Consider the following 24,046-nt stretch of genomic DNA (forward strand, 5'->3'; position numbering starts at 1 on the left):
GCAAAGGGTTTGTCATCGGTTTGCCATTGCTTGCACTGCGGCATTACATGCTCGCGGCCATATTCCATAAATTGACAAATAAACGCCAATACTGGCTCGTACGCATCTTTGCCGTTGTAATAAGGGTTATGGCGCGGTTGCACCATAAAATTAGCCCATTGCATGTTGTTGTGTTTATCAAAACCGCGGGTCTGAATACGCATCATTTGAAAGTCTTCATAAACCCGTAAATCTTTAAAGTGCTGGGCGCGTACTTTGCCTTTGTACCAGAGGTAAACAATTTGTTTATCACGATCAAACACCATTGGGGCTTGTCGCTTAAAGCGAATAATAAAGAACAACAATAGTGGAATAGAAATAGCGTAAAAAACTAAAAATGAAATGTCTTTTTTAAGGCGATAAGTACCGCCAACTTCGGCAGTTGTATAATATCGATAATGCATATAATTACTTAATGATAGCTCTCCATTTTCATCTAACATCTCGAACCACATTCTGCGAACTTCGGGAATATCTGGTGATTTAAAATAATTATTACCAAGTTCTTTTTTATAAAAATCTATTTTTTTTTGTACAGACTCTTCTTTCTTACCCCAACCAGTATAGAAGTCATCAACATTCAAATGTACAGCAAATAAAATCATTAATAACAATGGGATCAGTCCCATATTACGGGCTTTCATTGAATTATTACTAAGCTTACAAAGATGCTCATCTACATACACTATCGGTGTTGGCGGCGGTGCCTCTTTAGTGAGTTGAAAGCTAAGTAGTGCTTTCAACTTATTTGCTAAAGGTATTGGGTAGTGGTGTTTAATCAAAGCCATAAAAATCTCTTTTATTAATGTGTTTCAGGCATAAATTTATCATCAAGCATGCCTATTATTTCATTATTAAGAAGTGCGTTTTCAACCAAATAACGTTTTGGTACAACAACTCCTGGTGATGGCTCGTAATACCAATATAAAAAAATATCCTTTTCATGCTCAAGAGTTAAAGTAAATTGTGCAAGTCCTGAGTTAAAGGTATGTTTTACGGTATTGAACTGCTGTTTTAAGCTTTGGGTTAATTGCAAGTCAACCTCACGCACGGTTACGTATGGGCTAAAGTCGCTAATGCTATTACTGAGAGTGTTTGGTTTAATGATACCATCAGACAAGACTTTTTTATTAACTCTGACTTCAAAGTGAAGCTGTGAAATAGCTAGTCTAAAATTAGGCAAAGTAAAATGATAGTCAGACTTACCGTCTTTATGCTCAAGGATTAATGATGGACGATTAAATATATTCTCAAACTCTTGCAGCTCAACTTGATAGGCATTCGAGACTCTTTGTTCTTCATATATAGTAAAAGCTTCATCAAGTCTTTCAGTTACCGTTGGTCTTTTATCTTCATTAGGCCAAAACGCATATTTACTACCACTCCCCCAAAAGCAATTTGCTAGTAATAGTTCTAAATCATTTTTACCGAACACAAATGTCATGGTAATACCTGCACCTATAGCGATTAAACCACCTATGAGCAATAATATACTGACAGGCGCGCCACCGATTGTAGCAGCTGAAGCAGCGCTAGCATAAAGCGCACTGGAGCCAAAAAACATCACCTGTGCTGCTAGTGCAGCCGAGCCTGCCATGGTAATTAAGTGCCCATAGGCTTCTTCGTCACTACCAACATTGAAAGCATTAATTGCACTCATTGCAGAACTAACAGCGCCCGCTACATTCGCCACTAAAATAAGCCGAGCAGCCACTTTACCCGCAACAAACTCACTTAGTGATTTACTTAAATGTGTTGCCTGCGATGATAGCTTTTGCATTGCTTGGGGTTGTAAAAACTTAGGCTGCACCTTAACACCTAGTTTTAGTGTGTCACTTCCTATGGTAGCGATATCAACCGTTAGTGCTGAGAGTATACTCGTCCATATCATCACAGATTGAAATGTTGAGCGGTTTTTTAGTGGGTTTGTTATATCAAATCGATTTTGGTGGATTAGGTCATTAATTGCTGAAAGATTAAAAAAGGCACTTAAACCAGCAAAGCTACCATCTACTAAAAGCGCTATTTTACTCGCTTCACTGTAGGGGCTATGTACAAACTCATAATTATTGTAATGACGAGCATCAACCTGAATTTCTGATAGGGTAATCAGCGTGGGCAGTTTAGCGCCTTTTACGCCTTCAACCCAGTCAAATGCCGCTTGCCCTAGCTTAATTTTGCGCTCAGCACTGCCTACATAACGCTCTGCTGTTTGCGGGTTAGTTACATGTAAGTAATGGTTTAAGTTTGAGTCATTGATGACTTGGTTAAGCAGTTTCTCTAGCTGCGGCTCAGTGAGAGAAACTGTTTTATTGAGTATTTGTATGCCATATGCGTTTAAGATAGCGGGGACTACTTTGTTGGCGATATAGTTAATCCCCGCCCCAGCACTTACACCAAATAGTTTTTTTGCGTAGTCCAAACTCACCTTTGTAGGTGAATATAACTTAGAGATAACCGGGGCTATCGTCACCATCAGTCTATCTAGTGCTCTTAAGGTGTTAGCAGTAAAGTCAGTGCCCTTTTGTGGTTGCGTAACAATTGGCCTTAAAAAGTAGTGCCAAAATATGGCGATTGGTGACGTATTACTATTGTTCTCGGCTTGTTCAGCTCCTTCAATAAACAACTGCTCAAAGGCTTTATTTCCGGGTGCTGATGCTAACATTCCGGCAAACATATCAGTGTAGATATCGCACACCTTAACAAATTCATTTTCCTGCTCAGCATCTTGTTGGGGCTCTGCAAAAAAACTTTGTAGGTAGGTATTTAAACTCCCCACTTGATTTTGATGTTCAGCAGATCCCATAAATGCGCTATACAAATCGACGAGCTCTTGCTGGCGTGCTAAGTATGTACGCTGACGTTTATCCATTGCTTGCCAATAGCGGCCATGCTCTTGCCAGTTGATGTTTTCTGCTAAGGCTTCTTTAATAACTTCGTCTTTACTACTACGAAGCGCTTGTACAAACGCGCCTATTGTATAGGGATAAATATTTTGAGCGGATTCGGCTTGCTGTAAAATACACAGCTGACCATGGGCAAGTGCAATATCTTTTTGTCGCCCAACAGGGTCAAATAACGCAATAATTTTAGATTTTTTAGAAAACCTCAATGTGTGATTGATTAGTAAGGAAATATAACTTGCATCAAGCTCGTAGGAGTCATCCGTAGTTAGTACATCTAAACTAATTTCATTTTGATCAGCCTCTGTACTTGCTTGAAACTTTAAAAAACGCTCTTTGCGCTCTCTGTAATCTTCAACAAGCTTCCACAAATTGGTTTCTGTTGCTGGAACAAAGTCCTGCCCATCTTCTTTTTGAAGGTCAATTAACTGCATGCATTCGCGACGAAAGCTTTGCTGACTTTGCAGCTTATCGAGTACTTCCTTTGCTAATTCATGCTCGGTATAAACAATAGAGACTTTTTTTACTTCTCTACTGGCAAATACAAAACCATAGCTACCATCATCAGAAAGCTTACACTTTTTATGTGTATCCACTTCGATACCTTGAGAAGCATCGACACCATTTTTAAATTTGTACTTAACAAAATGTTCTGTCGCTATGCCTTTATCACTTTTGCGTTTTTCATATTTAAAAATATGCAGTAAATCTGTTGCAGGATTATCTTCATCAAATAGATAAACCCACCCCTCACGCAGTAAACGAATAATATAACCCTGCCCATCTTTAATCGTTCTTGCATGTAATAACGTATTTAAATCTGTGGGTAGCGCATTTTCATGTAATGTTTCTTCAAAAAAATTGGCATAAGCATATCTCACGGGATAAATAGGTGTCACTTCAGTATCAACTATCACTTTATTGATGCTATTAACCGCCATAGGTAAGGCATTATTTGCTGTATTCATTCTATTCCTTAGATTAAGATCCATAAACTTGCTTTAACTTAGCTTTTGTTTTTTCCCCTGCTATTGCGTCAACCTCTAAGCCATGTACAAATTGAAACCCCTTAACACCTGCTTTAGTTTTTGCGCCATTAATTCCATCTACCTTACCGCAATCAAAGCCCAGTAAATTACAACGTGCTTGCACACCTGAAAGTGTATCGATGGGGTCTAAATGACCAACTTGTGCGGTAAAACTTTCACTGGGTGAGCTTTGATCTTCCTTGAGATATAAATCAACCTGAGCGGTGAGCGTGTCGTTCTCATTTAGCTCAACTTCAACTAGGCCGTCGCTCGGTAAAACGGTATCGATAGTTTGGCTGCCTATGTTGAGTACAATACGTTTGCCAGTGATGTCATCACCATCTTCATGAATTATTTGCAGGCGAAAATATTCTTTTTCGTTTTGTACAACAAACGTATTTAGGCTGTTGGCGCGCAGCGGCATAAACTTTTCTTTTTTAGGTGGTATGGTAATTTTATCGCCCGGGTAAATTAAGTTTGGATCAGGGCGCAGCGCTCTAAATTCAGCATTACTGGGGTGGTTATACAAGGCGGTTGAGGTTTTATAACCATATTGGCGTGCTATGCGTAGCAGTGTTTCGCCTTGTGCGACGGTGTGTTGTTGTGTCATTGAAATATCCTTATCCCTAAATATAAATATCGCCAGAGCACGTCTACGTTTAGGTGATGTTGCCTACTGACCAATCGTGATCGGCGAGTTCAAAAAAGCTGACTTTGGCGTTTTCAAAATCAGGGCCTGATACGTTGGCGTAGCCGTTTTTATCGAGCTGTCCGGTGATAACATGGCCGTTACGTAAGCGAATTTTGTACCCCATATTCGCTTGCGGCTCGCCGGCTTCATCACGCAATTCAATTTCGTAGCCTAACGCGGGCTGTTCAACGGTAAAGGTAGTGGTATCTACTGCGCCGCTGGCAGTGACAATAACGTTATAAAGTCCGGGCTTTACAGCAAAAAAATGCTGCCAAAATGAGACTTCGTCAGGGCGTTTTTTATCGAGTTGCAAGGTTACTTGCCCGCTGGTTGGCCCTTGCCACTTAATAACCACGCTGCGGCTGTTGCTGCTTGAGCCTTCAATATTGAGCTTCCAGCCATCGGGCACGCGTAAGCTAGTGCCGGGTTTGGCTGGTTTGCGATTACTAAAGCCTAGGTTGTAGTCGTAAATCAAATTGGCATTTTTATAGCCGGTATATTGCTCGGCGAGCTGCTCTACGGTTTCGCTTGCTTGTAAAAGATGGTTTGAAAAATTTTGCCTAACTTGATGCGACGCTTTTAGCAATACAGTACTTTGCAAAATAGGCTTATATATACATACTGCGGGTAAGTGAACTTCAACAACTGTTGGCTTTAAAGCACGGCTATTTTGCTGCATTGATTGCGCAATATACTTTGCTTGGCCTTCGCCATACTGGCTATTGAGTAGCGCTGGATTTGCTAAGAAGTTTGCTTGGTTGGAGTCACTTAAAAAATGCTCCGAAGCCGAATAATCAGGTGCGGCATTAGCTCCACCGGATGACGAAAACTTAGTGGTACTCACAGGACCTTTTGGATAAACAGCTAAGCCTTGCGCGGTATTTTTATAGGTGTTGTAGCTGACTTTTCGCCATGTTTTTTCATTTGCCCAAAATTGGCTGCGGGGATCATCACGTAGCCGTGCGGCTTGGCGTTTATCAATTACACCATACTGATTATCTTGAATAAGCCGTTGTAGTTTTTTCGGTAATAAAAAGAATTCAGCTCGCCTGACGTACGCAAACGTTACAACAGGTTCGGTTGCTTCATCTTTTATTTCATCAAAAATATGGGCATGTTTAAAGTTCACCGCGTCCTTGGTGAGCATGTGCATCCTCGCTTTCTCTAATGCAGAGATTTAATTTTCTGAGTATAAACTTTAGCTTGCAATAATAAAGAAATAGGAACAAAAAATCTACAAGCATTTATGCTGATTATTCACTCGTGTTTTTATTCTCTCGCACATAATTACTAGCGCCACGCGTTATATAACGTAATTGCCAAATTAAACGATCGACTAACTCTTCTCGTTGTTGCCCTTCTATGTCTAATGCTTCAGCACCGGCATTAAATACTAGCGTGACCATAGCCTCTGCTTGAATATACGCATGAGTTGCATCGCACGGGGTTTCGCTTTCAAGATAATGAGCAAGCTCTAAAATAAAGTGTTTAATTTCACGGGCTACAGCGGCACGAAATGCTTTAGAGGTGCCGGAGCGTTCACGCAGTAATAATCTGAATTGATTACTGGAGTTATCAATAAACTCCATAAAAGTAACAATCGAGGTGGTGATAATGCTACCGCCACTGGCTATACGGCGGCGCGCTTGGCGCATTAGCTGGCGCAGCGTTAAACCGGCTTCATCGACCATGGTTAAACCCAGTTCATTCATGTCTTTAAAGTGGCGATAAAATGAGGTTGGTGCTATACCTGCTTCACGGGCAACTTCACGTAAACTTAAATTAGAAAAGCTATGATCGGCGCTTAATTGGTTAAATGCCGCTTCAATTAAAGCTTGTCGTGTTTTTTGTTTCTGTTGCGCGCGAACACCCGACATGAACTACTCCTGATTTAATTTAAATCAATTTATGGTGATTTTTATCTTAATTCTCCAGTCTAATACTTGACGGCAAGAGAATGAAATATTATTTTAGCTTACAAGTGTACGCTCAGATTTGAAAAGATGAAAAAACCACCGATTATTTGGACCAATGTCCTATTTTTTAGTATTACTTTTTTGGCTGCTGCCACATTAGTGCCTTGGTATGGGTTTACCCATGGCTTTACCAGTAGTCATTGGATCGCATTTGTTGCTTGTATGTTTTATGCTGGTATGTCAATTACCGCAGGCTACCATCGCTTATGGGCCCATAAAACTTACGACGCTCATCCTGTTGTAGAAGCCTTTTTTGCTTTAGGTGGTGCTTTTGCACTACAAAATAGTGCGCTGCACTGGAGCAGCGATCACCGCGTTCATCATGGCCAAGTTGATGACCCTGTAAAAGACCCTTATGCAGCAACTAATGGCTTTTGGTATAGCCACATAGGTTGGATGTTACGCGATTACCAAGGCGACAGTTATGGTGATTATAGTAATTGTCGTGATTTACAACGCAATAAAATAGTGATGTGGCAACACCGTCATTATATGAAATTAGTATTAGCAACTAATATTGGTATCCCTGCCCTGCTGGGTTTAATAATTGGTGATGTAATTGGCATGCTGTTGTTAGCTGGATTGTTGCGTTTGGTATTGAGCCAGCATTTCACCTTTTTTATTAATTCGGTGGCGCATATCTGGGGCTCTCGACCTTACACCGAAAAAAACACTGCTCGTGATAACGGGGTACTAGCCTTGTTTACTTATGGCGAGGGTTACCATAACTTTCATCATATTTTTGCCAGTGATTATCGCAATGGCATAAAATGGTTTCATTATGATCCCACAAAATGGATGATCCGCGCTTTTGCGGCTGTTGGACTTGCTAAAAAATTAAAACGTACGCCGGTTGAGCGCATCGAAAAAGCCAAAGCCGAAACGTTAATGAATAGAACGCAAAACCGTTTAGCGAAATTGCCTTTAGCGCAAGATAAGCTTACATTATTGCAGCAAGAGTACGATTTATTGCTGAAAAAGCTACAACACTTTTGCGCACTAAAAAAGCAAGTTTTAGAAGTTAAAAAGAATAACATGCTGCAACAATGCGAAAAATCAGCTTTAATGACACAATATCATGAGTTGGAAGCAGCCTGGGAAAATCAAAAGCAGGCGTGGCTTGCACTCAATGCGAGGTTATTAAAAGCCTCTTTTAGTTAATGTAGGAGTGGCTGTGGCCAAACAACAAGTAAAGCAAGAACAACCATCATTTCAATATGATGCAATTATTATAGGCACAGGTCCTGGCGGTGAAGGTACCGCCATGAACCTGTCTAAAAGCAACAAAAAAGTGGCCGTTATCGAACGCCAAGCTGCCGTTGGTGGTGGTTGCGTACATTGGGGTACTATCCCTTCAAAAGCACTACGTCACTCTGTTAGCCGCTACATAGAATACAAAGCAAACCCATTGTTTAATGTGGGTGAGCGCCCTAGTAGGTTAACGTTTCCTGATATTTTGCGCCACGCCAGCTCGGTTATTTCTAAGCAATCAAATTTACGCAGTAGCTTTTACGATCGTAATCGCATTCATATGTTTCAAGGTGATGCTAGCTTTGTTGATAAGCACACAATTGAAATTAAACGTCTTGATGGGTCAACCGAACGACTAACTGCTAAAACCATTGTTATTGCTACAGGTTCTCGCCCTTATCGCCCACCTGAAGTCGACTTTACCCATTCTCGTATTTACGACAGCGATACTATTTTAGGCCTAGAGCATGACCCTCATCGTGTGCTTATTTACGGCGCTGGTGTCATTGGTTGTGAGTATGCGTCTATTTTTAAAGGTTTAGGTGCAAAAGTCGATTTAGTTAATACTCGCGACCGCTTACTCGCCTTTATGGATGCTGAAATCTCAGATGCTTTAAGCTATCACTTTTGGAATAGCGGCATTGTGATCCGCCATAACGAAGAGTTTGACCGCATTGAAACCCGTGATGATTGCGTTGTTATGCATTTAAAATCAGGAAAACGCGTTAAAGCTGACTGTATTTTATTTGCCAATGGTCGCACCGGCAACACTGACGGACTTAACCTTGAAGCGGTTGGCTTAAAAGCTGATGGCCGCGGGCAGTTAAAAGTTAATGAAACTTACCAAACCGAGGTCGATAACATTTATGCCGTTGGTGATGTCATTGGCTACCCAAGTCTTGCTAGTGCAGCGTTTGATCAGGGTCGAATTGCTGCAGATGCAATTGCCTGTGGTAATTGCGATGAAAAACTAATTATTGATATTCCGGCAGGTATTTATACCATCCCTGAAATGAGCTCAGTAGGTAAAACAGAGCAGCAGTTAACCGCCGCGAAAATCCCTTATGAAGTCGGCAGAGCTCAATTTAAACATTTAGCGCGAGCACAGATTGCTGGTACCGAAGTGGGTAGTTTAAAAATATTATTCCACACTGAAACCAAAGAAGTACTGGGTGTGCATTGTTTTGGCGAGCGTGCCTCTGAAATCGTGCACATTGGCCAAGCCATTATGGAACAAAAAAATGGCGGCAATAATATTGATTACTTTGTAAATACCACCTTTAACTACCCAACTATGGCTGAAGCCTATCGTGTTGCGGCGTTAAATGGTTTGAATCGACTGTTTAAATAAACACGTTGAGACAGCTAATAAAAAGCCCGCTTACTGATAAGCGGGCTTTTTTGATTATAAATGACAGTGTTTGTTACAGCTGCAGTTACTTATGATATTGCGCACTAAACTCATGTACGGCATTAATAAATACACCCGCGTTTTCAGGATCAACATCAGGCGTAATACCATGGCCTAAGTTAAATACATGACCTTCACCTGTGCCAAAATCTTCAAGGATAGTCGCTACTTCTTGGCGAATACGATCTGGTGTGCCATGTAACATTGATGGATCCATATTACCTTGCAGAGCTACTTTGTCGCCGACACGGCGCTTAGCATCGCTAATATTAATTGTCCAATCGAGACCAATTGCATCACAACCCGTTGCTGCTATCGCTTCAATCCATTGACCGCCATTTTTAGTAAATAACGTAACGGGCACTTTGCGGCCATCGTATTCACGAATTAAACCATCAACGATTTTGTGCATGTACTGCAATGAGAACTCTTTATAATCACGCGGGCTCAATACACCGCCCCATGAGTCAAACACCATTAGAGACTGCGCACCGGCTTTAATTTGTGCATTTAAATAATCGATCACTGAATCAGCAAGCTTATCAAGTAACAAATGCAGTGTTTTTGGCTCAGCAAACGCCATTTTTTTGATTTTACCAAAGGTCTTGCTGCTCCCGCCTTCAACCATATAAGTAGCAAGTGTCCAAGGTGAACCCGAGAAACCAATTAGCGGTACTTCGCCTTTTAGTTCACGACGGATCGTGCTTACGGCATTCATAACATAACCAAGCTCATCTGTTGGATCGAGCTTTGGAATTTTTTGTACATCAGCAAGTGATGAAATTGGACGCTCAAATTTAGGACCTTCACCGGTTTCAAAATACAAACCTAAGCCCATCGCATCTGGAATCGTTAAAATATCACTAAATAAAATAGCGGCATCTAATGGGTAACGACGCAGCGGCTGTAATGTTACTTCACAAGCGAGCTCAGCATTTTTACACAGGCTCATAAAATCGCCCGCTTGTGCACGAGTTGCGCGGTATTCTGGTAAGTAACGCCCTGCTTGGCGCATCATCCATACCGGAGTCACATCAACTGGCTGTTTTTGTAGTGCACGTAAATAACGGTCGTTTTTTAATTCGCTCATAGCGTAAAGGATCCTAAAGCTGATAGATATTGCGCAGATTGTATCACCATATCGCACACCTCTCTATCGCTATGGCACTAATTAACCTTAGTATTGATACAGATTAATAATCTATTTTAAGATGCTTGCTTGGTACAAAATTAATACAACAAACAATAACATTTGAAATTTTTTATTAATATGTTTGCAACATAGTAAAAACCTTGGTATAACTTGTCCCGCGTTAACAATAAAAACAATAAAAATTACATAACAATAAAAATAAAAATCTTCTAATAACAATAAGAAAGCTTGTTTAAACAAGTCATGGAAAAAGAAATTAACCACCTTTATGGTGGTTTTTTCTTGCCTGAAACAATATAAACGATTTGTATTTTATTAAAAAAACTGTTTATATATCATATAGTTCTTGTTTTATTACAAAATTATAAAAAAAATGTGTTGATCTTTGCGGCATATTTCATTGTTATAGAAGAAACCAACCCAGCTAAGGAGAATGATAATGCTGACGCGTTTGGAAAAAGCTCAACAAAAATGGGGTGGTAGCCACACCGTGATCGACAAATGGCTCTCAGAACGCCAAGAGCTATTAGTTTTATATTGTCGTATTGCTGGCTTTTCACCGTATGATAAAAAAGACCATGCCTTACCTGACCAATTACAGATCCAAAATTTTTGCCAACTATTGATGGATTATTTATCTGCTGGTCACTTTGAAGTGTATGACGACATTGCCAAGGCATGTGAGCAAAAAGGCCCTAACAGCCAGCAGCTTGCCAATGAACTTTATCCACGAATTTCGCAAACTACTGACATTGCGCTTGATTTTAATGATAAATATGCAGAGGTGGATAAAGAAGATTTACTCAATGATTTTGATGACGACTTATCAAAACTTGGTGAAACACTTGAGCTGCGTTTTGAGTTAGAAGATGAGTTGATTGATAATTTATATTCTAATCACACCTAGATAATACACACAATTATTACGTTACAAGGAGCTAAGCTCCTTGTTTGCTGTTTACTTTAAGTCTTTTCTTACCCATCTATAAATTTAATATTCCCATAACACCCCATAAAATTGAAATTTATATTTCAACGATGTAATTATAGCCTTATTGTGCATTAAAACTACACAGGCTCGCCATGAATAAACGTACATTTTTGAAATCTGTATCACTCCTCAGTGCAGGGTTACTCGCAGGCAATAGCGCTCAAGCAGCTAACCTATCAAGTCAAACTGCACTAAGTTTAAAAAAGCCGAACGCCTTACCAAGCAGAGGCACAATTGGTGTAGCTAGCCCATCAGCAGCAACAGCAAATCAAAAAGACATTATTTTAGCTAAGCAAGTAATTGAAGCGCTTGGTTATAATGCTAAGTTAGCACCTAATATTATGGCTAGACGTGGCCACCTTGCGGGCACTGATACACAACGTGCAGACGATCTTAATGCGCTGTTTAACGACAGCAGTGTTGATGCTATTTTTTGCTTACGAGGTGGCTCTGGGGCGGCACGTATTTTACCCCTACTGGATTATGCAATGATCCGTGCTAACGCCAAACCGCTGATGGGCTACTCAGATATCACCGCACTTCATAACGCGTTACTAGCTAAAGCCGGTATTGTTAGTTTTCATGGACCTAACGCCTCTAGTGATTGGAATCCATTTCATGTTAAACAATTTAAACAAATGTTTGAGCAACAAACCCGCATGCACTTTAGCAACTTGCCAAAAGCCGAGGATGAATTGGTTAATAGCCAATACCTCACCCAAACCATCACACCAGGTAAAGCGACTGGACAACTTATCGGCGGTAATTTAACTGTACTAACAGCGCTGGCTGGCTCAACTTATTTACCACAATTTGACGGGGCTATTTTATTTTTAGAAGACATTGATGAAGCACCTTATCGGATTGACCGCATGCTCAGCACTTTAAAACTAATGGGTGCACTGGACAAAATAGCGGGGTTTGTATTTGGTGACTGTAACGATTGCAGCCCGGGAAATGGCTATGGCTCATTGACGCTAGATGAAATTTTTGCAGATTATATAAAACCGCTGGCTATCCTATCCCTGCCTACCGAGGGGCGATGATTGGCCATATAAAACGACAGTTCATATTACCGGTCGGTACGCAAATCGAACTCAATGCTGATACAGGTACGTTGACTATGAAAGAAACCGCCTTTAGCTAAGATTTTAGCAACAAAAAAAGGGGCTAATTAGCCCCCTTCTCGCACAGAATAAATAATTACTCTGCAGCTGCTGCTTGCTCTTCATTTTGAATTTCAAGTAATTCAACTTCAAAAACAAGTGTTGAGTTAGCTGGGATCTTACCTAAGTCACGGTCGCCGTATGCTAGTTCTGCTGGAATAGTAAACTTATACTTAGAACCTACAGGCATAAGTTGTAAACCTTCAGTCCAACCAGCGATTACGCGGTTAAGTGGGAAAGTCGTTGGTTCGTTACGAGCATACGAACTATCAAATTCAGTACCGTCAAGTAGTGTGCCTTTGTAGTGTACTTTAACTACGTCAGTTGCTACTGGCATTTCACCATCACCTTGAGTGATCACTTCGTACTGTAGGCCTGATTCAGTTACTGTTACGCCTTCTTTCTTAGCGTTATCAGCTAGGTATTTTTCACCTTCAGCTTGGCTTTTTTCAGCTTCTACTTTGGCATGTTGCTCTTGCTTAGTACGTACTGACGTATCAAGTGCAGTTAATACTTCACGAATTTTCTCTTCGTCAATTTTTGCGTCGCCAGCAAGGGCATCTTCAAAACCACGAATTAATAATGCTTGGTCAAGCTCAATGCCTAACTCTTTTTTATCAGCTAAATCTTTATTTAAAAAGTTACCAACAGATGCACCAATACCGTATGCTTGTTGTTGTACTTCAGTTTCAAGTTTAACAGGTGCTTGTTCTTGTTTTGCTTCTTGATTACAAGCTGTTAGCGCTAAAACTGACGCTGCAATCAATGACAATTTAATCGTCTTTTTCATTTTAAATCTCCGACACACTTTGCAGATGTCATTTATTGTATTATTACTAGTTAAAGGTTAACGGCCCATGGTAGGCTACTTATCTAATTTCTGATTGTAGGCTATACGCTCACTTTCACGTTAATTAGATAAACAACCTAGGCTTTCACGAGCCCTAGTCTAACCTCTCAATCACTAAGAGTTAAGGGGAAATAGCTGTAATATGTCGATATTTCGTACTTTTTTGTATCTTCTGTGCTGCACCTTGCTGATTGCCTGCTCAGAACAAAAAGACCAAGCCACTGCAAGCTATGAGCATGCAGCCAGAGGCGCGTTTGCCTCCGCAATATCTCATGATGGCAAATACAGCCTGATCTCATCTATACACCATGGGGTCGCCCTATGGGATAATCAACAGCAAGTACTAAAATACCAATGGTTTCAGCAACAAGACGCCGATAGCCTAGTACATACCGTGGCTATCGCTTATGACAACAGCCACGCTGTTACCGCTGAAAAAACCACTTTTGCAGTATGGGATATTGCCACTGGCAAAAATACCGGCTACTACAAAATAAAAACCGCCACTATTCGTGATATCGCCATTAGTAACCAAGGCCGCAGTGTTTTGTACGGTCGTAGCGATGGCGTTGTTGTTTACCTCGACTTAGAGACCGGTAGACGCATTGAGTTCCTTGGCCACCAAGAAAAAATTAACGCAGTTGCTTTATCGCCCAACGGAAATTTTGCTCTCAGTGGCTCCAACGATTATGCGGCGTACTTTTGGGATACTCGTACCGGACAAGTGATCCATCGCTTTAACCATCCAAGTCGTGTCACCCAAGTGACCTTAGATCCGCAAGGTCGCTATGCATTTACCGCAGACAGTATGACACAAGCACATGTATGGCAGCTGACAACAGGTGATCTTGTTAGTAAACTGCAGTATATTGCCCGCCAGAGAATTTTCACTGCGGTACGCTTTAATGAAGCAGGCACCTTGCTGGCAACAGGCTCACCTAACCGCTTAGTGGACCTATGGCAATTATCCAGTGGTGAACAAATTCAAAGTTGGCATGTAACACCGCGAGAAGGCAGTAGACCAAAATCAGCAGTGGTACTTGATGTCGCTTTTACTGACAACGATACTGCGTTGTTAACCGAAAGCTCCAGTGGGATCGCTGAGCGCTTTACTAGACGAGAAAAAAATGAACACAATTGAACATCGCTTAACAGAACTTGAAGCCAAAGTGGCTTTTCAAGACGAAACGATTGAAATTTTAAATGATGAAATAAAAGTTCACCAGCAGCTGTTGGCAAAAATGAAGCGCCAAACAGAGCTACTGGCTGAAAAAATTAAAGAGTCGCAATCATCATCTATGATGATGTCAGACACGCCAGAGCCTCCGCCGCCACACTATTGATGGTTGCGGGCGCTTAATCGCCCGGTTTAAACACGCCAATGACTTGTTCAAATTGGCGTGTTGATGCCTGAACAGCCTGCTCTGGCTGTGCCATTTTATGGCCGCACTGCATGCATTCGACTTTCTCTACATCGTGCTCTTTGTAAAGCATCATCATATCCATGGTTTTACACTCTGGACAGGTTGCCCCAGCAATAAATCGTTTTTTCTGTTTCACTACGTTTTCCCACAGTTTGAAAAGAAACTTGCTACATTTTAACCCAATAACTACCCAGTTGATACGCTGACGATTGAAATATAGTCCAGCTTCCGTGCTATGATAGCGTCAAGTTCACAAAGGCACAGTAAAGCGCAGACTACATGATCCAGATCTCAGAAATTGAATTACTTCGCGGCGGTAAAGCACTCCTTAAAGATGCCTCAGCTACATTATTTCCAGAACACAAAGTTGGCCTAGTTGGCGCCAATGGCTGCGGTAAATCAACACTCTTTAGTTTATTGAAATCTGAACTACAGCTTGATGCAGGTAATTGCAGTATCCCTAAAGACTGGTCTATCGCCTCGGTAAAACAAGAAACGCCAGCGCTAGATATCAGCGCAATTGATTATGTATTACAAGGTCATCCTGAGTATTACGCCATGCGTATTGCGCTGCGCGAAGCCGAACAAAATGATGATGGCGATACCCAAGCCAAAGTCCACATACAACTTGAGCACATTAAAGGCTATAGCATAGAAGCCAAAGCCGGCGAGTTACTTCACGGGTTAGGGTTTGCAAATAACCAAATTGAAAACCCCGTTAGTGATTTTTCCGGTGGTTGGCGAATGCGCTTAAACCTTGCCCAAGCGCTGATTCGTGATGCCGACTTGCTGCTACTGGATGAGCCAACTAACCACTTAGATTTAGATGCTGTGTACTGGCTGGAGCGTTTTTTACGCGCTTACACCGGTACTTTAGTGTTGATATCGCATGACCGTGAATTCCTCGATGCTGTAGTTGACCAAATTTGGCATATCGACAAGCAAAAAATCAATGTTTACAAAGGCAACTACTCGCAATTTGAACGCCAAAAAGCAGAGCGTTTATTACAACAACAAGCGATGTTTGAAAAACAACAAGATCAAATTGCCCACCTTGAGCAATTTATTACCCGCTTTAAAGCCAAAGCCAGTAAAGCCAAACAAGCACAAAGCCGCGTTAAAGCGCTTGAACGTATGGAAAAGCTCGCACCAGCTCATGCTGATTCGCCCTTTGACTTTGAGTTTGCAGAGCCTACCGCACTACCAAACCCATTGATGACACTCGATAAAGCTCAAGCCGGCTATGGCGATGTCACAATCTTAAATAGTATTAAACTTAACTTAGTCCCTGGTAGTCGCATTGCCCTACTTGGCCGTAACGGCGCAGGTAAATCAACCTTAATAAAATTATTGTCTGGCGACTTACAACCGCAAGCAGGCGAAGTATTCCAACATCAGGGCTTAAACATAGGTTACTTTGCTCAGCATCAATTGGAATCGCTAGATTTAAAAGCCAGCGCGATTACCCATTTGCAGCGTTTAAATCCTAAAGCCACCGAGCAATCACTGCGTGACTTTTTAGGTGGTTTTGCCTTTATTGGTGATAAAGCCCTTGAGCCCGTAGCACCGTTTTCAGGGGGTGAAAAAGCCCGATTAGTACTCGCAATGTTGGTCTATCAAAAACCAAACTTATTACTGCTCGATGAGCCAACCAACCACCTTGATTTAGAAATGCGTCATGCTTTAGTAATGGCGTTGCAAGGGTTTGAAGGCGCGATGGTTACCGTTTCCCATGACCGTCACATGCTAAAAAATACCGCCGACGAATATTACTTAGTGGATAACGGTGAAGTAACCCAGTTTGGCTACGACTTAGACGAATACTATCAATGGCTACTTAACGCTAATAAAGAAGCGGCAAAAACCACTCAAGATGACAATGAACCAAAAGCAAATTCAAGCGTTAACCGTAAAGAGCAAAAACGCCTAGAAGCAGAGTTTAGAAAAGCCACACAACCACTTAAAAAGCACATCGAAAAGCTTGAAAAGCAACTTGATAAACACTCTGCCGAATTAGCTGAAATCGAACAAGCACTTGGCGATAACGAGCTTTATAACGATGATAACAAAGCAAAACTCAAAGAATTACTAGCTAAACAAGCGACATTAACACCGAAAGTAAATGACATCGAAGAGGAGCTATTAATGGCCCTTGAAGAGATGGAAGAAAAAGAGCAAGCGTTTGCCAATGAACTTGCTCAATAGCAAAGATTTTTGGCAATTTGCATGTCGCCTTTACAGTGAAGGTGACATGCAAGCACGCCTGTTAGATTACCAAAACCAGCAAGGTAAAAACGTTAACCTGTGCTTGTTACTGTATTATCTAGACTCTCTCAATCTAGCAATTAGCCAAACTCAGTTAAACAGACTTGAGCAATGTATTAGTGAATTTGATCAGCAGGTATTACAACCGCTGCGTGCCGCCCGCGGCTATTTAAAAACCAACCACACCGAGATTGCAGATTATGCTGCAATTCGTAAAGAGCTACTCAGCGCCGAGTTAAAGCTAGAAAAACAACAGCAAGAGATGTTGATAGATGCGGTAAATAAATTTAGATTAGCTACGCATCCGGAGCCGAGTAATATGAAGTTGTATTTGCTTAAGCTGTAAGCAGCTCGGTGCGAACTTGTGTTTGGGGTATAGTTAGGGCAATCATGGCTAAAACCATTGCCCACGGATATTCATACCTGTAGGAGCCAGCTTTAGCTGCGAATATATTTTTATCTGTCTCACTGTCTTTTTTTGTACAAAATTTTAAAGTAATTTATCCACAATGAGGGTTTCGAGGCGCTACGCTTTAAAGAAAAGCCAGTAAAATATACTAGCGCTTTTGTAGGTCGTGCATTAGCGCTTGAATTCGGCGGCTGTAGGCTTGTTGCTATTTTTGGTTCTCAACCTGATACCTATTAATGTTCCTATAACTGTACTTAAAAGTAAAATAGGTAGCTCAAAAGCTAAAGTTGGCGGGATAAACAACTCTTGCAAAATAAACGAAGTGATCGCAGTGCTAAATAAAAACCCCAACACATAAACTGCACATGCATATTGCCAATTATGGCTTGAACTTCTGTAAGCCATAACCCCATACATGAATATGGATAAGAAAGCTGAGGGGATTAACTGGATTACGAAAAAGTCTTCAAAGGTTAGTCTCGCAATCATATTGATAACTTGTGATGTTAAGAAACCTAAACTTACATAAAAAAATGCCATCACTAAAGTGTATTTAACTATCCGTGTAACCCTCAAGATCTCCCCCTGTATTACAGTTTTTATAACCAATACAGTTTAAAATAAAAATGCAAAGACTGGTAGCTTTCCAGTTTTTTCATTAATAATGGCCCGCAAACTCCCTAGAGCTTTGCCACTTTAACCTTTCTCCTTGCAAACTCGCTAACTGATTTGATCCAAATCAACTTCTGTATCACTGCTAATCAACTTAGGAAAATAGCTTGATCTGGATCATAACAACCTAGTCAAACTGTCTCTATCATTAATCCATAGACATTAGGAGGCATTTATGGACGTATTCTTCAGAGACTTTTTTAGTGACCCAGTACTATTTTTATCATTTGGTTTTCTGGGAGTAGTGATCAGTTTATGCCTTTTCTTTGTGTACTTTTTTATCAAAAAAGTACATGACGACAAAACACCCAATCAGAATTAAGCACGACGCACAAAGCCCCTATCAAGTTATTTGATTAGGGGCTTTTTATTATTAAAAGTTTGTTACACTAGCGATTCTATTAGCTAAACATGTTTTAACTTATGTCTACAGATTTCAAGCCAGCTTGGTGGATGACTAATCGCCATGTGCAAACCATTATGCCACGGTTTTTTCGGCCTTTTCATAATACTCGCTACCAATTAGAGCAGCTTGATACTCCCGACGGCGATTTTTTAGAGCTCGCTTGGTCACAACCCAAAAACGATAACGCGCCGCTGGCAATTGTATTGCATGGCCTGGAAGGTAATATCAATAGCTTTTACGCCAAAGGCATGATGAAAGCCCTCAAAAAACAGGGTTTTAGTGTTGTTTTAATGCATTTTCGTAACTGTTCTACTGAAGTTAACCGCCTACCCCGTGCATATCATAGTGGCGAAACCGGCGATCTCGATTTTTTTATAAAGCAACTTAAGCAGCAGTTTCCAGATCGCTTGATGGTTGCAGTTGGCTTTTCACTCGGCGGTAACGTACTGGCCAAATACTTAGGTGAACAAGGCGAACAATGTTTACTTGATGGCGCGGCGGTTGTTTCAGCTCCTTATGATTTGTCGCCATCATGCCAAGTTATTCGTAAAAGTTTGGCTAAGATTTATCAAAAGTATTTACTCGATCGCATGAAAAAATCGATGCAGCGTAAATTACCGCAAATCACAAAACAGATTGATTTAACACCAGATCAGCTAATGGAAATTGATGATTTATGGCAGTTTGACGATAAACTGACAGCTCCTTTACATGGTTTTATTGGTGCTGAAGATTACTATCAACAAGCCAGCGCTAAGCCTTATTTAAAACACATTACAACACCCACATTAATTGTTCATGCGAAAGACGACCCAATGCTGTCAATTAAAGCTGTACCCAGTAGGCAAGATGTTAGTGAGCATGTTACGCTGCAAGTCTCAGAAAAAGGCGGCCATGTTGGCTTTATAAGTGGAAAAAATCCATTTAAACCGATTTATTGGTTAGAGCATGTAGTGCCAGATTTCTTCACCCAAATCGTCAAAAAAGAGCAGCTATGATCATTCCCCATGAGCAACTAGATAAAGACACTCTATACAATTTAATTGAAAGTTATGTGCTACGTGAAGGCACCGATTACGGTGAGCAAGAATTCAGTATTGAAAGTAAAGTGGCGCAAGTAAAACAACAACTACAAAATGGCGATGCCATGGTGTTTTTTTCAGAACTGCACGAATCAGTTACTATTATTTCTAAAGGTGAATTTAAAGCACTGCAAAGTGAAACACAATTTAACGAGTAAACTTGTAACCCTAGTTGTAAAAATAGACAATGGCTTTTTTACTAAAAGAGCCATTAAAAATGATAAAACTAAGCTCAGTAGTTATTGCCGTTGCACTTGCTTTATCAAGCCAAGTGCAAGGTGCAGACATTAGCGCATCAGCTAAAGCAATTAAACTCACCAAAGACACTATTTTAATCGATACTCATATCGATGTGCCGTACCGTATTCATGCTAAATGGGCTGATGTTACTAAAGCCACTAATGACGGTGATTTTGACTACCCACGCGCAGTTAAAGGTGGTTTAAATGCGCCATTTATGTCGATTTATATTCCTGCGCATTTGGAGTTTGAAGGGAAAGGTAAAAGCTTTCAGCTAGCAAATCAACTCATTGATAGTATGGAAGCAATTGCCCAGCGCGCCCCTGACAAATTTGCAATTGCCGATTCAACGAACGATATTAAAAAGCAGTTTAAACAAGGCAAAATGTCGATAGCAATGGGGATGGAAAACGGCTCACCAATTGAAGGTGACATGGCAAACCTACAGCACTTTTTTGATCGTGGTGTACGCTATATCACCCTTGCTCATTCACAAAGCAACCATATTTCAGATTCATCTTATGATATTCGCCGTAAATGGAAAGGTCTAAGCCCATTTGGTAAAAAACTGGTTACTGAGATGAACAATATCGGCATGCTGATTGATGTTTCACATATTTCAGATGATGCGTTTTATCAAGTAATGGAGCTATCTAAAACACCGGTTATTGCCTCACACTCATCACTGCGCAAATATACGCCTGGTTTTGAGCGTAATATGGATGACGATATGCTACTAGCACTAAAAAAGAACGGCGGGGTTATTCAAATAAACTTTGGTTCAAGCTTTGTAACCGCTAAAGCAGGTGATTGGGGCAAGCAGTTAAAGAGTAAAAAAGAGTCGGCCAAAAAAGAAGGCACTAAATTAAGTCAAGATTTTGATGCCGCGTATCGTGCTAAAAACCCGTATCCATTTGCGAGTCTTGAGCAAGTACTTGAGCATATCGATCACGTTGTTGAGCTAATTGGTATCGATTATGTTGGCATCGGCTCTGATTACGATGGTGTTGGCGATTCACTGCCAGTAGGCTTAAAAGATGTATCTAGCTACCCGAACCTAGTGCAAGGATTAATGGATCGTGGTTACAGTGACAAAGATATCAAAAAAATCCTCAGTGGCAATGTGCTGCGCGTATGGCAACAAGCCGAACAGTATGCAAAAAAACATTAATTGATAAATAATTAGGTCCTGAGGTTCAGGGCCTAATTACTCTTTGATGGCTGAAAAATCTCATTTATCAATTTCTCTTGAGACGTGGCCCCTGCCATTTTTATCAACTCATACATCGCTCCTGTTGTCGCAAATGTGCTTTGTGTACAGCTAAACGCGTCAAACAAGTTGTACTGGTAATGCGTTGACTCAGCTAGTAAATCACCTGAAGACACATCATATACAAAAAACTCAGCATAGGTATGAAGCGCATTTTCATCTTTATAATAACCGTCTTTAGATCTATATTTAAACGCGCCACTGAAAATCAAAACCGTGTCTACATTTTGTTGATTATTAAACTCAATGTTGCTCCATCGCGAGACGCCTACATCAGTATTAATGATCGACATAGATTGCTTATTTAACGGCACTAATGTGGTATCAAAACCAGCAAAGCGCGCAATTATCCGCTGCGTTAGCAGCTCATTTAAATCCGTAGGGAGCGCATACAACTGCCGTTCATTGCTGAATACCGTAACCCCTGTATGCGTACAAAGTAAGTTATCACCAATCAGCGTAATCACACCAACTTTACCAAGCGGTTTGCGATTTTCTGCGATGCTGAGGGTTGCTTTTTTGACACTGTCTTTTTTAACCTTTTCTTGCTTTGTTGCGCACCCCGATAGGAGCAAAAACAACGCAATAAAAAACCACTTAAGTATATTCATATTTTTCTTTTCCGTGCTGTATACAACGACCAAACAACATGATGTTTGCAAAGAGAAGAGTCTCCTTGCTTAATTAAAAATAAAATTAATCTTCGTTATCAATCATACTTAGCGAATAAATTATAATACGCTGAAGCACACTTAACTTTCTACATCTTTTAACAGACTTATAGCCCCAAAAGCGGTAAATTACGCCTTTTCAAATATGGAGCCTCCACCACATGCCTATTAGTAAAGGATCAGTCGCAATAGCCCTTGCCTCAGCCGCACTTGTGGTCTCGTGTTACGGTACATTTTTCAAATCAGTGAGTTTACCTAACGACAAAAGTAGCACTGAACAGTCATCGATCATTGTTACTAATATGCCACTGAATAATGACAGCAACGAACTTTCAGTTACCCAATTGCATAACAAAATAATATCTTTACAGCGACAAGTTACCAGCCTAAAAATAAAAAATACTTCTATAGATCAAGAATATAATAACGATGACTTTAAGGAGTTGGTGCTTGCTGTACTGACGGAAAAAGAACAGCAAGAAATAGATGAAATGCGTGAAAGCAACCCACTTTACGGTTTTTATGCCGACTTACCACAAGACTATGAACTACGCATAAAGTCAGACTCTGACTATGCGAAAAAAATAACCACACAATTACGAGAGCAAATACTCGACCCAAATGCCACAGACATCGATAGACTCGCAGCCCTAACTCAACTACAAATGAATATGTATATTTTGAATAAATCAAAAATACCTGAGTATGACTTTGCGGTAGTCGATAATATTTTAGAGCTGGCCGCTAATAGTGATGATGAGAAATTCAAAATCCAAGCCATTGAAGTCATAACTCAAGCACCCGTACTCGATCAACGCCTGACTGAGCGCTTTACTTCACTACTGCAGCATGAGTCTAACGATTATATTCGCCGTTTAGCGGGGCAAGGATTGATATCGCAATACTATCAATCGCAAAGCTCAGAAGATGGCAATAGCCAACAAATTGCCCAGCATATTTTATCACTTTACCAGCACACTAGTGATGATAATGTCCGCTCTGTACTTGATGAAATGATTGGCAATGAAAGCATGCTAGCAGAACTGCGAAAACATGCTGAAGGTTAAACGTATTAAAAAACGGCTCTCATTCTGATATAAAAAATTCATATTTCTACTCATGAAGGATTACTGAGTTTTAACTATACTGTTTTGCATAAGTCGCTAAATAAGCTATCAACATAACGTAATATGCGCACGATTAAAATTAAAAGTGGCATTACAATTAGCTATCAAGATAAAGGAAAAAAATCAGCGCCTGTCATCATTATGATTATGGGCCTTGGAGCGCAGCTAACAGTATGGCCTGATGAACTCTATTTTGGCTTAGTAGCTAAAGGGTTTAGAGTCATCCGTTTTGATAACCGCGATACTGGTCTTTCAAGCCAACTTGAACAATTTGGTAGCCCTAACCTATTCAAAATATGGCTAAATAAACGGTTACCTATTAAATCCCGCATCCCATACACCTTAGATGATATGGCAAATGATGTATTAGAATTAATGGCCGAATTAAAAATCAAAAAAGCGCATTTAGTCGGTGCATCTATGGGCGGCATGATTGCACAAATTATCGCAGCTAAACATAAAAAAAAGGTCTTGAGCTTAACCTCAATTATGTCAAGTTCGAGTAAACCTAAGCTATCGGCGTCTAATTTAAAGCTATTTTTACAGCTTGCAAAACATCGTCGCGCCCAAGCCAGTCGTGATGGTGCTATACATTATAATATAAGGCTAAATCAATTAATTGGCAGCCCAGCCTATCCACAAGATGAACTAGCTTTGCGTAAACAAGCTACCCTAGGAGTGGATAGAGCACACAACCCGCAAGGCTTTAACCGACAACTTGCCGCTATTACTGCCAGTGATTGCCGGCAACATTTAATGCCGAAAATAAAAGCCCCAACCCTCGTCATACATGGCAGTTTAGACCCTGTCATGCCAATAGCCGCTGGAAAGCAAACCGCAGCCCAAATCAGGAAGGCTAAATTAAAGATAGTAAACGGTATGGGCCATGACTTCCCGCCAGCATTAATGGTAAAAATGACCAAGTGGATCAGCAAACACGTTAAGAAAGCAGAACAAAAGCGCGCACAGAAAAAGTTAAAAAAAGCGGTAAGCGGTAAGCGGTAAGCGGTAAGCGGTAAGC

At 40.7% G+C, this 24,046-nt stretch carries 22 protein-coding genes; 13 read left to right on the forward strand and 9 right to left on the reverse strand.

Features of this window, described 5'->3' with window-relative positions:
- The 5 genes from H5203_RS12930 to fabR form a co-directional block, all read right to left on the reverse strand.
- Positions 1 to 827, reverse strand: an 827-nt coding sequence (locus H5203_RS12930) for a hypothetical protein (RefSeq protein ID WP_182819834.1), incomplete at its 3' end; no start/stop codon positions are given.
- Positions 828 to 841: 14 nt separating this feature from the next.
- The gene (locus H5203_RS12935) at positions 842 to 3,910 is read right to left on the reverse strand and encodes a toxin VasX (protein ID WP_182819835.1); all 3,069 of its coding nucleotides are present in this window, start codon (positions 3,908 to 3,910) and stop codon (positions 842 to 844) included.
- A gap of 13 nt (positions 3,911 to 3,923) precedes the next feature.
- A complete protein-coding gene (locus H5203_RS12940; protein ID WP_182819836.1) occupies positions 3,924 to 4,580 on the reverse strand; it encodes a peptidoglycan-binding protein in 657 nt (218 codons plus the stop codon).
- A gap of 49 nt (positions 4,581 to 4,629) precedes the next feature.
- Positions 4,630 to 5,808, reverse strand: a complete 1,179-nt coding sequence (locus tag H5203_RS12945) for a hypothetical protein (protein ID WP_259399843.1) — start codon at positions 5,806 to 5,808, stop codon at positions 4,630 to 4,632.
- Between the two features lie 106 nt (positions 5,809 to 5,914).
- A complete protein-coding gene (gene fabR, locus H5203_RS12950) occupies positions 5,915 to 6,538 on the reverse strand; it encodes an HTH-type transcriptional repressor FabR (RefSeq protein WP_145242416.1) in 624 nt (207 codons plus the stop codon).
- A 126-nt stretch (positions 6,539 to 6,664) separates the two neighbouring features.
- On the opposite strand from fabR, the gene H5203_RS12955 reads away from it, so the two are divergent.
- The gene (locus tag H5203_RS12955) at positions 6,665 to 7,798 is read left to right on the forward strand and encodes a fatty acid desaturase (RefSeq protein ID WP_145242414.1); all 1,134 of its coding nucleotides are present in this window, start codon (positions 6,665 to 6,667) and stop codon (positions 7,796 to 7,798) included.
- Positions 7,799 to 7,811: 13 nt separating this feature from the next.
- Positions 7,812 to 9,239: a Si-specific NAD(P)(+) transhydrogenase gene (gene sthA / locus H5203_RS12960; protein ID WP_145242412.1), complete on the forward strand. Its 1,428-nt coding sequence runs from the start codon at positions 7,812 to 7,814 to the stop codon at positions 9,237 to 9,239.
- Between the two features lie 85 nt (positions 9,240 to 9,324).
- Here sthA and hemE read toward each other — a convergent pair whose 3' ends face one another.
- Positions 9,325 to 10,389 (reverse strand): uroporphyrinogen decarboxylase, encoded by a 1,065-nt coding sequence (hemE, locus tag H5203_RS12965; protein ID WP_149980407.1) that lies wholly within the window; start codon positions 10,387 to 10,389, stop codon positions 9,325 to 9,327.
- 502 nt (positions 10,390 to 10,891) lie between these two features.
- Between hemE and rsd the strand changes: the two genes are divergently transcribed.
- Together rsd and H5203_RS12975 are read left to right on the forward strand one after the other, a co-directional pair.
- Positions 10,892 to 11,359, forward strand: a complete 468-nt coding sequence (rsd, locus tag H5203_RS12970; RefSeq protein WP_145242408.1) for a sigma D regulator — start codon at positions 10,892 to 10,894, stop codon at positions 11,357 to 11,359.
- A 176-nt stretch (positions 11,360 to 11,535) separates the two neighbouring features.
- On the forward strand, positions 11,536 to 12,489 hold the full coding sequence (locus tag H5203_RS12975; RefSeq protein ID WP_259401950.1) for an LD-carboxypeptidase: 954 nt from the start codon (positions 11,536 to 11,538) through the stop codon (positions 12,487 to 12,489).
- 157 nt (positions 12,490 to 12,646) lie between these two features.
- Here H5203_RS12975 and fkpA read toward each other — a convergent pair whose 3' ends face one another.
- On the reverse strand, positions 12,647 to 13,399 hold the full coding sequence (gene fkpA / locus H5203_RS12980; RefSeq protein ID WP_145242404.1) for an FKBP-type peptidyl-prolyl cis-trans isomerase: 753 nt from the start codon (positions 13,397 to 13,399) through the stop codon (positions 12,647 to 12,649).
- Between the two features lie 202 nt (positions 13,400 to 13,601).
- On the opposite strand from fkpA, the gene H5203_RS12985 reads away from it, so the two are divergent.
- Together H5203_RS12985 and H5203_RS12990 are read left to right on the forward strand one after the other, a co-directional pair.
- On the forward strand, positions 13,602 to 14,600 hold the full coding sequence (locus tag H5203_RS12985) for a WD40 repeat domain-containing protein (protein WP_182719569.1): 999 nt from the start codon (positions 13,602 to 13,604) through the stop codon (positions 14,598 to 14,600).
- A complete protein-coding gene (locus H5203_RS12990; RefSeq protein ID WP_145242400.1) occupies positions 14,587 to 14,802 on the forward strand; it encodes a SlyX family protein in 216 nt (71 codons plus the stop codon). Before H5203_RS12985 ends, H5203_RS12990 begins: the two co-directional genes overlap by 14 nt.
- A 13-nt stretch (positions 14,803 to 14,815) precedes the next feature.
- Here H5203_RS12990 and H5203_RS12995 read toward each other — a convergent pair whose 3' ends face one another.
- A complete protein-coding gene (locus H5203_RS12995; protein WP_029216159.1) occupies positions 14,816 to 15,019 on the reverse strand; it encodes a YheV family putative zinc ribbon protein in 204 nt (67 codons plus the stop codon).
- Positions 15,020 to 15,162: 143 nt separating this feature from the next.
- Here H5203_RS12995 and H5203_RS13000 point away from each other — a divergent pair, with 143 nt between their 5' ends.
- The 5 genes from H5203_RS13000 (at position 15,163) to H5203_RS13020 (ending at position 21,128) form a co-directional block, all read left to right on the forward strand.
- Entirely contained in the window at positions 15,163 to 17,088 is a 1,926-nt protein-coding gene (locus H5203_RS13000) for an ATP-binding cassette domain-containing protein (RefSeq protein WP_182731706.1), read from the forward strand.
- A complete protein-coding gene (locus H5203_RS13005; protein WP_182819837.1) occupies positions 17,072 to 17,494 on the forward strand; it encodes a TIGR02444 family protein in 423 nt (140 codons plus the stop codon). Before H5203_RS13000 ends, H5203_RS13005 begins: the two co-directional genes overlap by 17 nt.
- A 1,158-nt stretch (positions 17,495 to 18,652) precedes the next feature.
- Entirely contained in the window at positions 18,653 to 19,633 is a 981-nt protein-coding gene (locus H5203_RS13010) for a hydrolase (protein WP_145242394.1), read from the forward strand.
- Positions 19,630 to 19,875 (forward strand): YheU family protein, encoded by a 246-nt coding sequence (locus tag H5203_RS13015; RefSeq protein WP_145242392.1) that lies wholly within the window; start codon positions 19,630 to 19,632, stop codon positions 19,873 to 19,875. The genes H5203_RS13010 and H5203_RS13015 overlap by 4 nt, the downstream gene beginning before the upstream one ends.
- Before the next feature lie 59 nt (positions 19,876 to 19,934).
- Positions 19,935 to 21,128 carry a dipeptidase gene (locus H5203_RS13020; RefSeq protein WP_182819838.1) on the forward strand — a complete coding sequence of 398 codons (1,194 nt, stop codon included), beginning with the start codon at positions 19,935 to 19,937 and terminating at the stop codon, positions 21,126 to 21,128.
- 32 nt (positions 21,129 to 21,160) lie between these two features.
- Here H5203_RS13020 and H5203_RS13025 read toward each other — a convergent pair whose 3' ends face one another.
- Positions 21,161 to 21,838, reverse strand: coding sequence for a hypothetical protein (locus tag H5203_RS13025; protein ID WP_182735841.1), 678 nt, complete (start codon positions 21,836 to 21,838; stop codon positions 21,161 to 21,163).
- A 221-nt stretch (positions 21,839 to 22,059) separates the two neighbouring features.
- Between H5203_RS13025 and H5203_RS13030 the strand changes: the two genes are divergently transcribed.
- Positions 22,060 to 22,965, forward strand: coding sequence for a hypothetical protein (locus H5203_RS13030; RefSeq protein WP_145242386.1), 906 nt, complete (start codon positions 22,060 to 22,062; stop codon positions 22,963 to 22,965).
- 123 nt (positions 22,966 to 23,088) lie between these two features.
- Positions 23,089 to 24,030, forward strand: a complete 942-nt coding sequence (locus tag H5203_RS13035; protein WP_182735840.1) for an alpha/beta fold hydrolase — start codon at positions 23,089 to 23,091, stop codon at positions 24,028 to 24,030.
- The last annotated feature ends 16 nt before the right edge of the window (positions 24,031 to 24,046 follow it).

The organism is Pseudoalteromonas sp. SG41-1 (assembly GCF_014164575.1).
Lineage (GTDB): Bacteria > Pseudomonadota > Gammaproteobacteria > Enterobacterales > Alteromonadaceae > Pseudoalteromonas > Pseudoalteromonas rhizosphaerae.

What these genes read in the sequence shown, in the direction of transcription:
- fkpA (WP_145242404.1), bottom strand. Translation starts at nt 13,399, where the DNA reads ATGAAAAAGACGATTAAATTGTCATTGATTGCAGCGTCAGTTTTAGCG.
- H5203_RS12945 (WP_259399843.1), bottom strand. Translation starts at nt 5,808, where the DNA reads ATGCTCACCAAGGACGCGGTGAACTTTAAACATGCCCATATTTTTGAT.
- H5203_RS12955 (WP_145242414.1), top strand. Translation starts at nt 6,665, where the DNA reads ATGAAAAAACCACCGATTATTTGGACCAATGTCCTATTTTTTAGTATT.
- H5203_RS12940 (WP_182819836.1), bottom strand. Translation starts at nt 4,580, where the DNA reads ATGACACAACAACACACCGTCGCACAAGGCGAAACACTGCTACGCATA.
- fabR (WP_145242416.1), bottom strand. Translation starts at nt 6,538, where the DNA reads ATGTCGGGTGTTCGCGCGCAACAGAAACAAAAAACACGACAAGCTTTA.
- H5203_RS13030 (WP_145242386.1), top strand. Translation starts at nt 22,060, where the DNA reads ATGCCTATTAGTAAAGGATCAGTCGCAATAGCCCTTGCCTCAGCCGCA.
- H5203_RS13010 (WP_145242394.1), top strand. Translation starts at nt 18,653, where the DNA reads ATGTCTACAGATTTCAAGCCAGCTTGGTGGATGACTAATCGCCATGTG.
- H5203_RS13000 (WP_182731706.1), top strand. Translation starts at nt 15,163, where the DNA reads ATGATCCAGATCTCAGAAATTGAATTACTTCGCGGCGGTAAAGCACTC.
- H5203_RS12985 (WP_182719569.1), top strand. Translation starts at nt 13,602, where the DNA reads ATGTCGATATTTCGTACTTTTTTGTATCTTCTGTGCTGCACCTTGCTG.
- H5203_RS12975 (WP_259401950.1), top strand. Translation starts at nt 11,536, where the DNA reads ATGAATAAACGTACATTTTTGAAATCTGTATCACTCCTCAGTGCAGGG.
- H5203_RS13020 (WP_182819838.1), top strand. Translation starts at nt 19,935, where the DNA reads ATGATAAAACTAAGCTCAGTAGTTATTGCCGTTGCACTTGCTTTATCA.
- H5203_RS13035 (WP_182735840.1), top strand. Translation starts at nt 23,089, where the DNA reads ATGCGCACGATTAAAATTAAAAGTGGCATTACAATTAGCTATCAAGAT.
- H5203_RS13005 (WP_182819837.1), top strand. Translation starts at nt 17,072, where the DNA reads ATGAACTTGCTCAATAGCAAAGATTTTTGGCAATTTGCATGTCGCCTT.
- H5203_RS13025 (WP_182735841.1), bottom strand. Translation starts at nt 21,838, where the DNA reads ATGAATATACTTAAGTGGTTTTTTATTGCGTTGTTTTTGCTCCTATCG.
- rsd (WP_145242408.1), top strand. Translation starts at nt 10,892, where the DNA reads ATGCTGACGCGTTTGGAAAAAGCTCAACAAAAATGGGGTGGTAGCCAC.
- H5203_RS13015 (WP_145242392.1), top strand. Translation starts at nt 19,630, where the DNA reads ATGATCATTCCCCATGAGCAACTAGATAAAGACACTCTATACAATTTA.
- H5203_RS12935 (WP_182819835.1), bottom strand. Translation starts at nt 3,910, where the DNA reads ATGAATACAGCAAATAATGCCTTACCTATGGCGGTTAATAGCATCAAT.
- H5203_RS12990 (WP_145242400.1), top strand. Translation starts at nt 14,587, where the DNA reads ATGAACACAATTGAACATCGCTTAACAGAACTTGAAGCCAAAGTGGCT.
- hemE (WP_149980407.1), bottom strand. Translation starts at nt 10,389, where the DNA reads ATGAGCGAATTAAAAAACGACCGTTATTTACGTGCACTACAAAAACAG.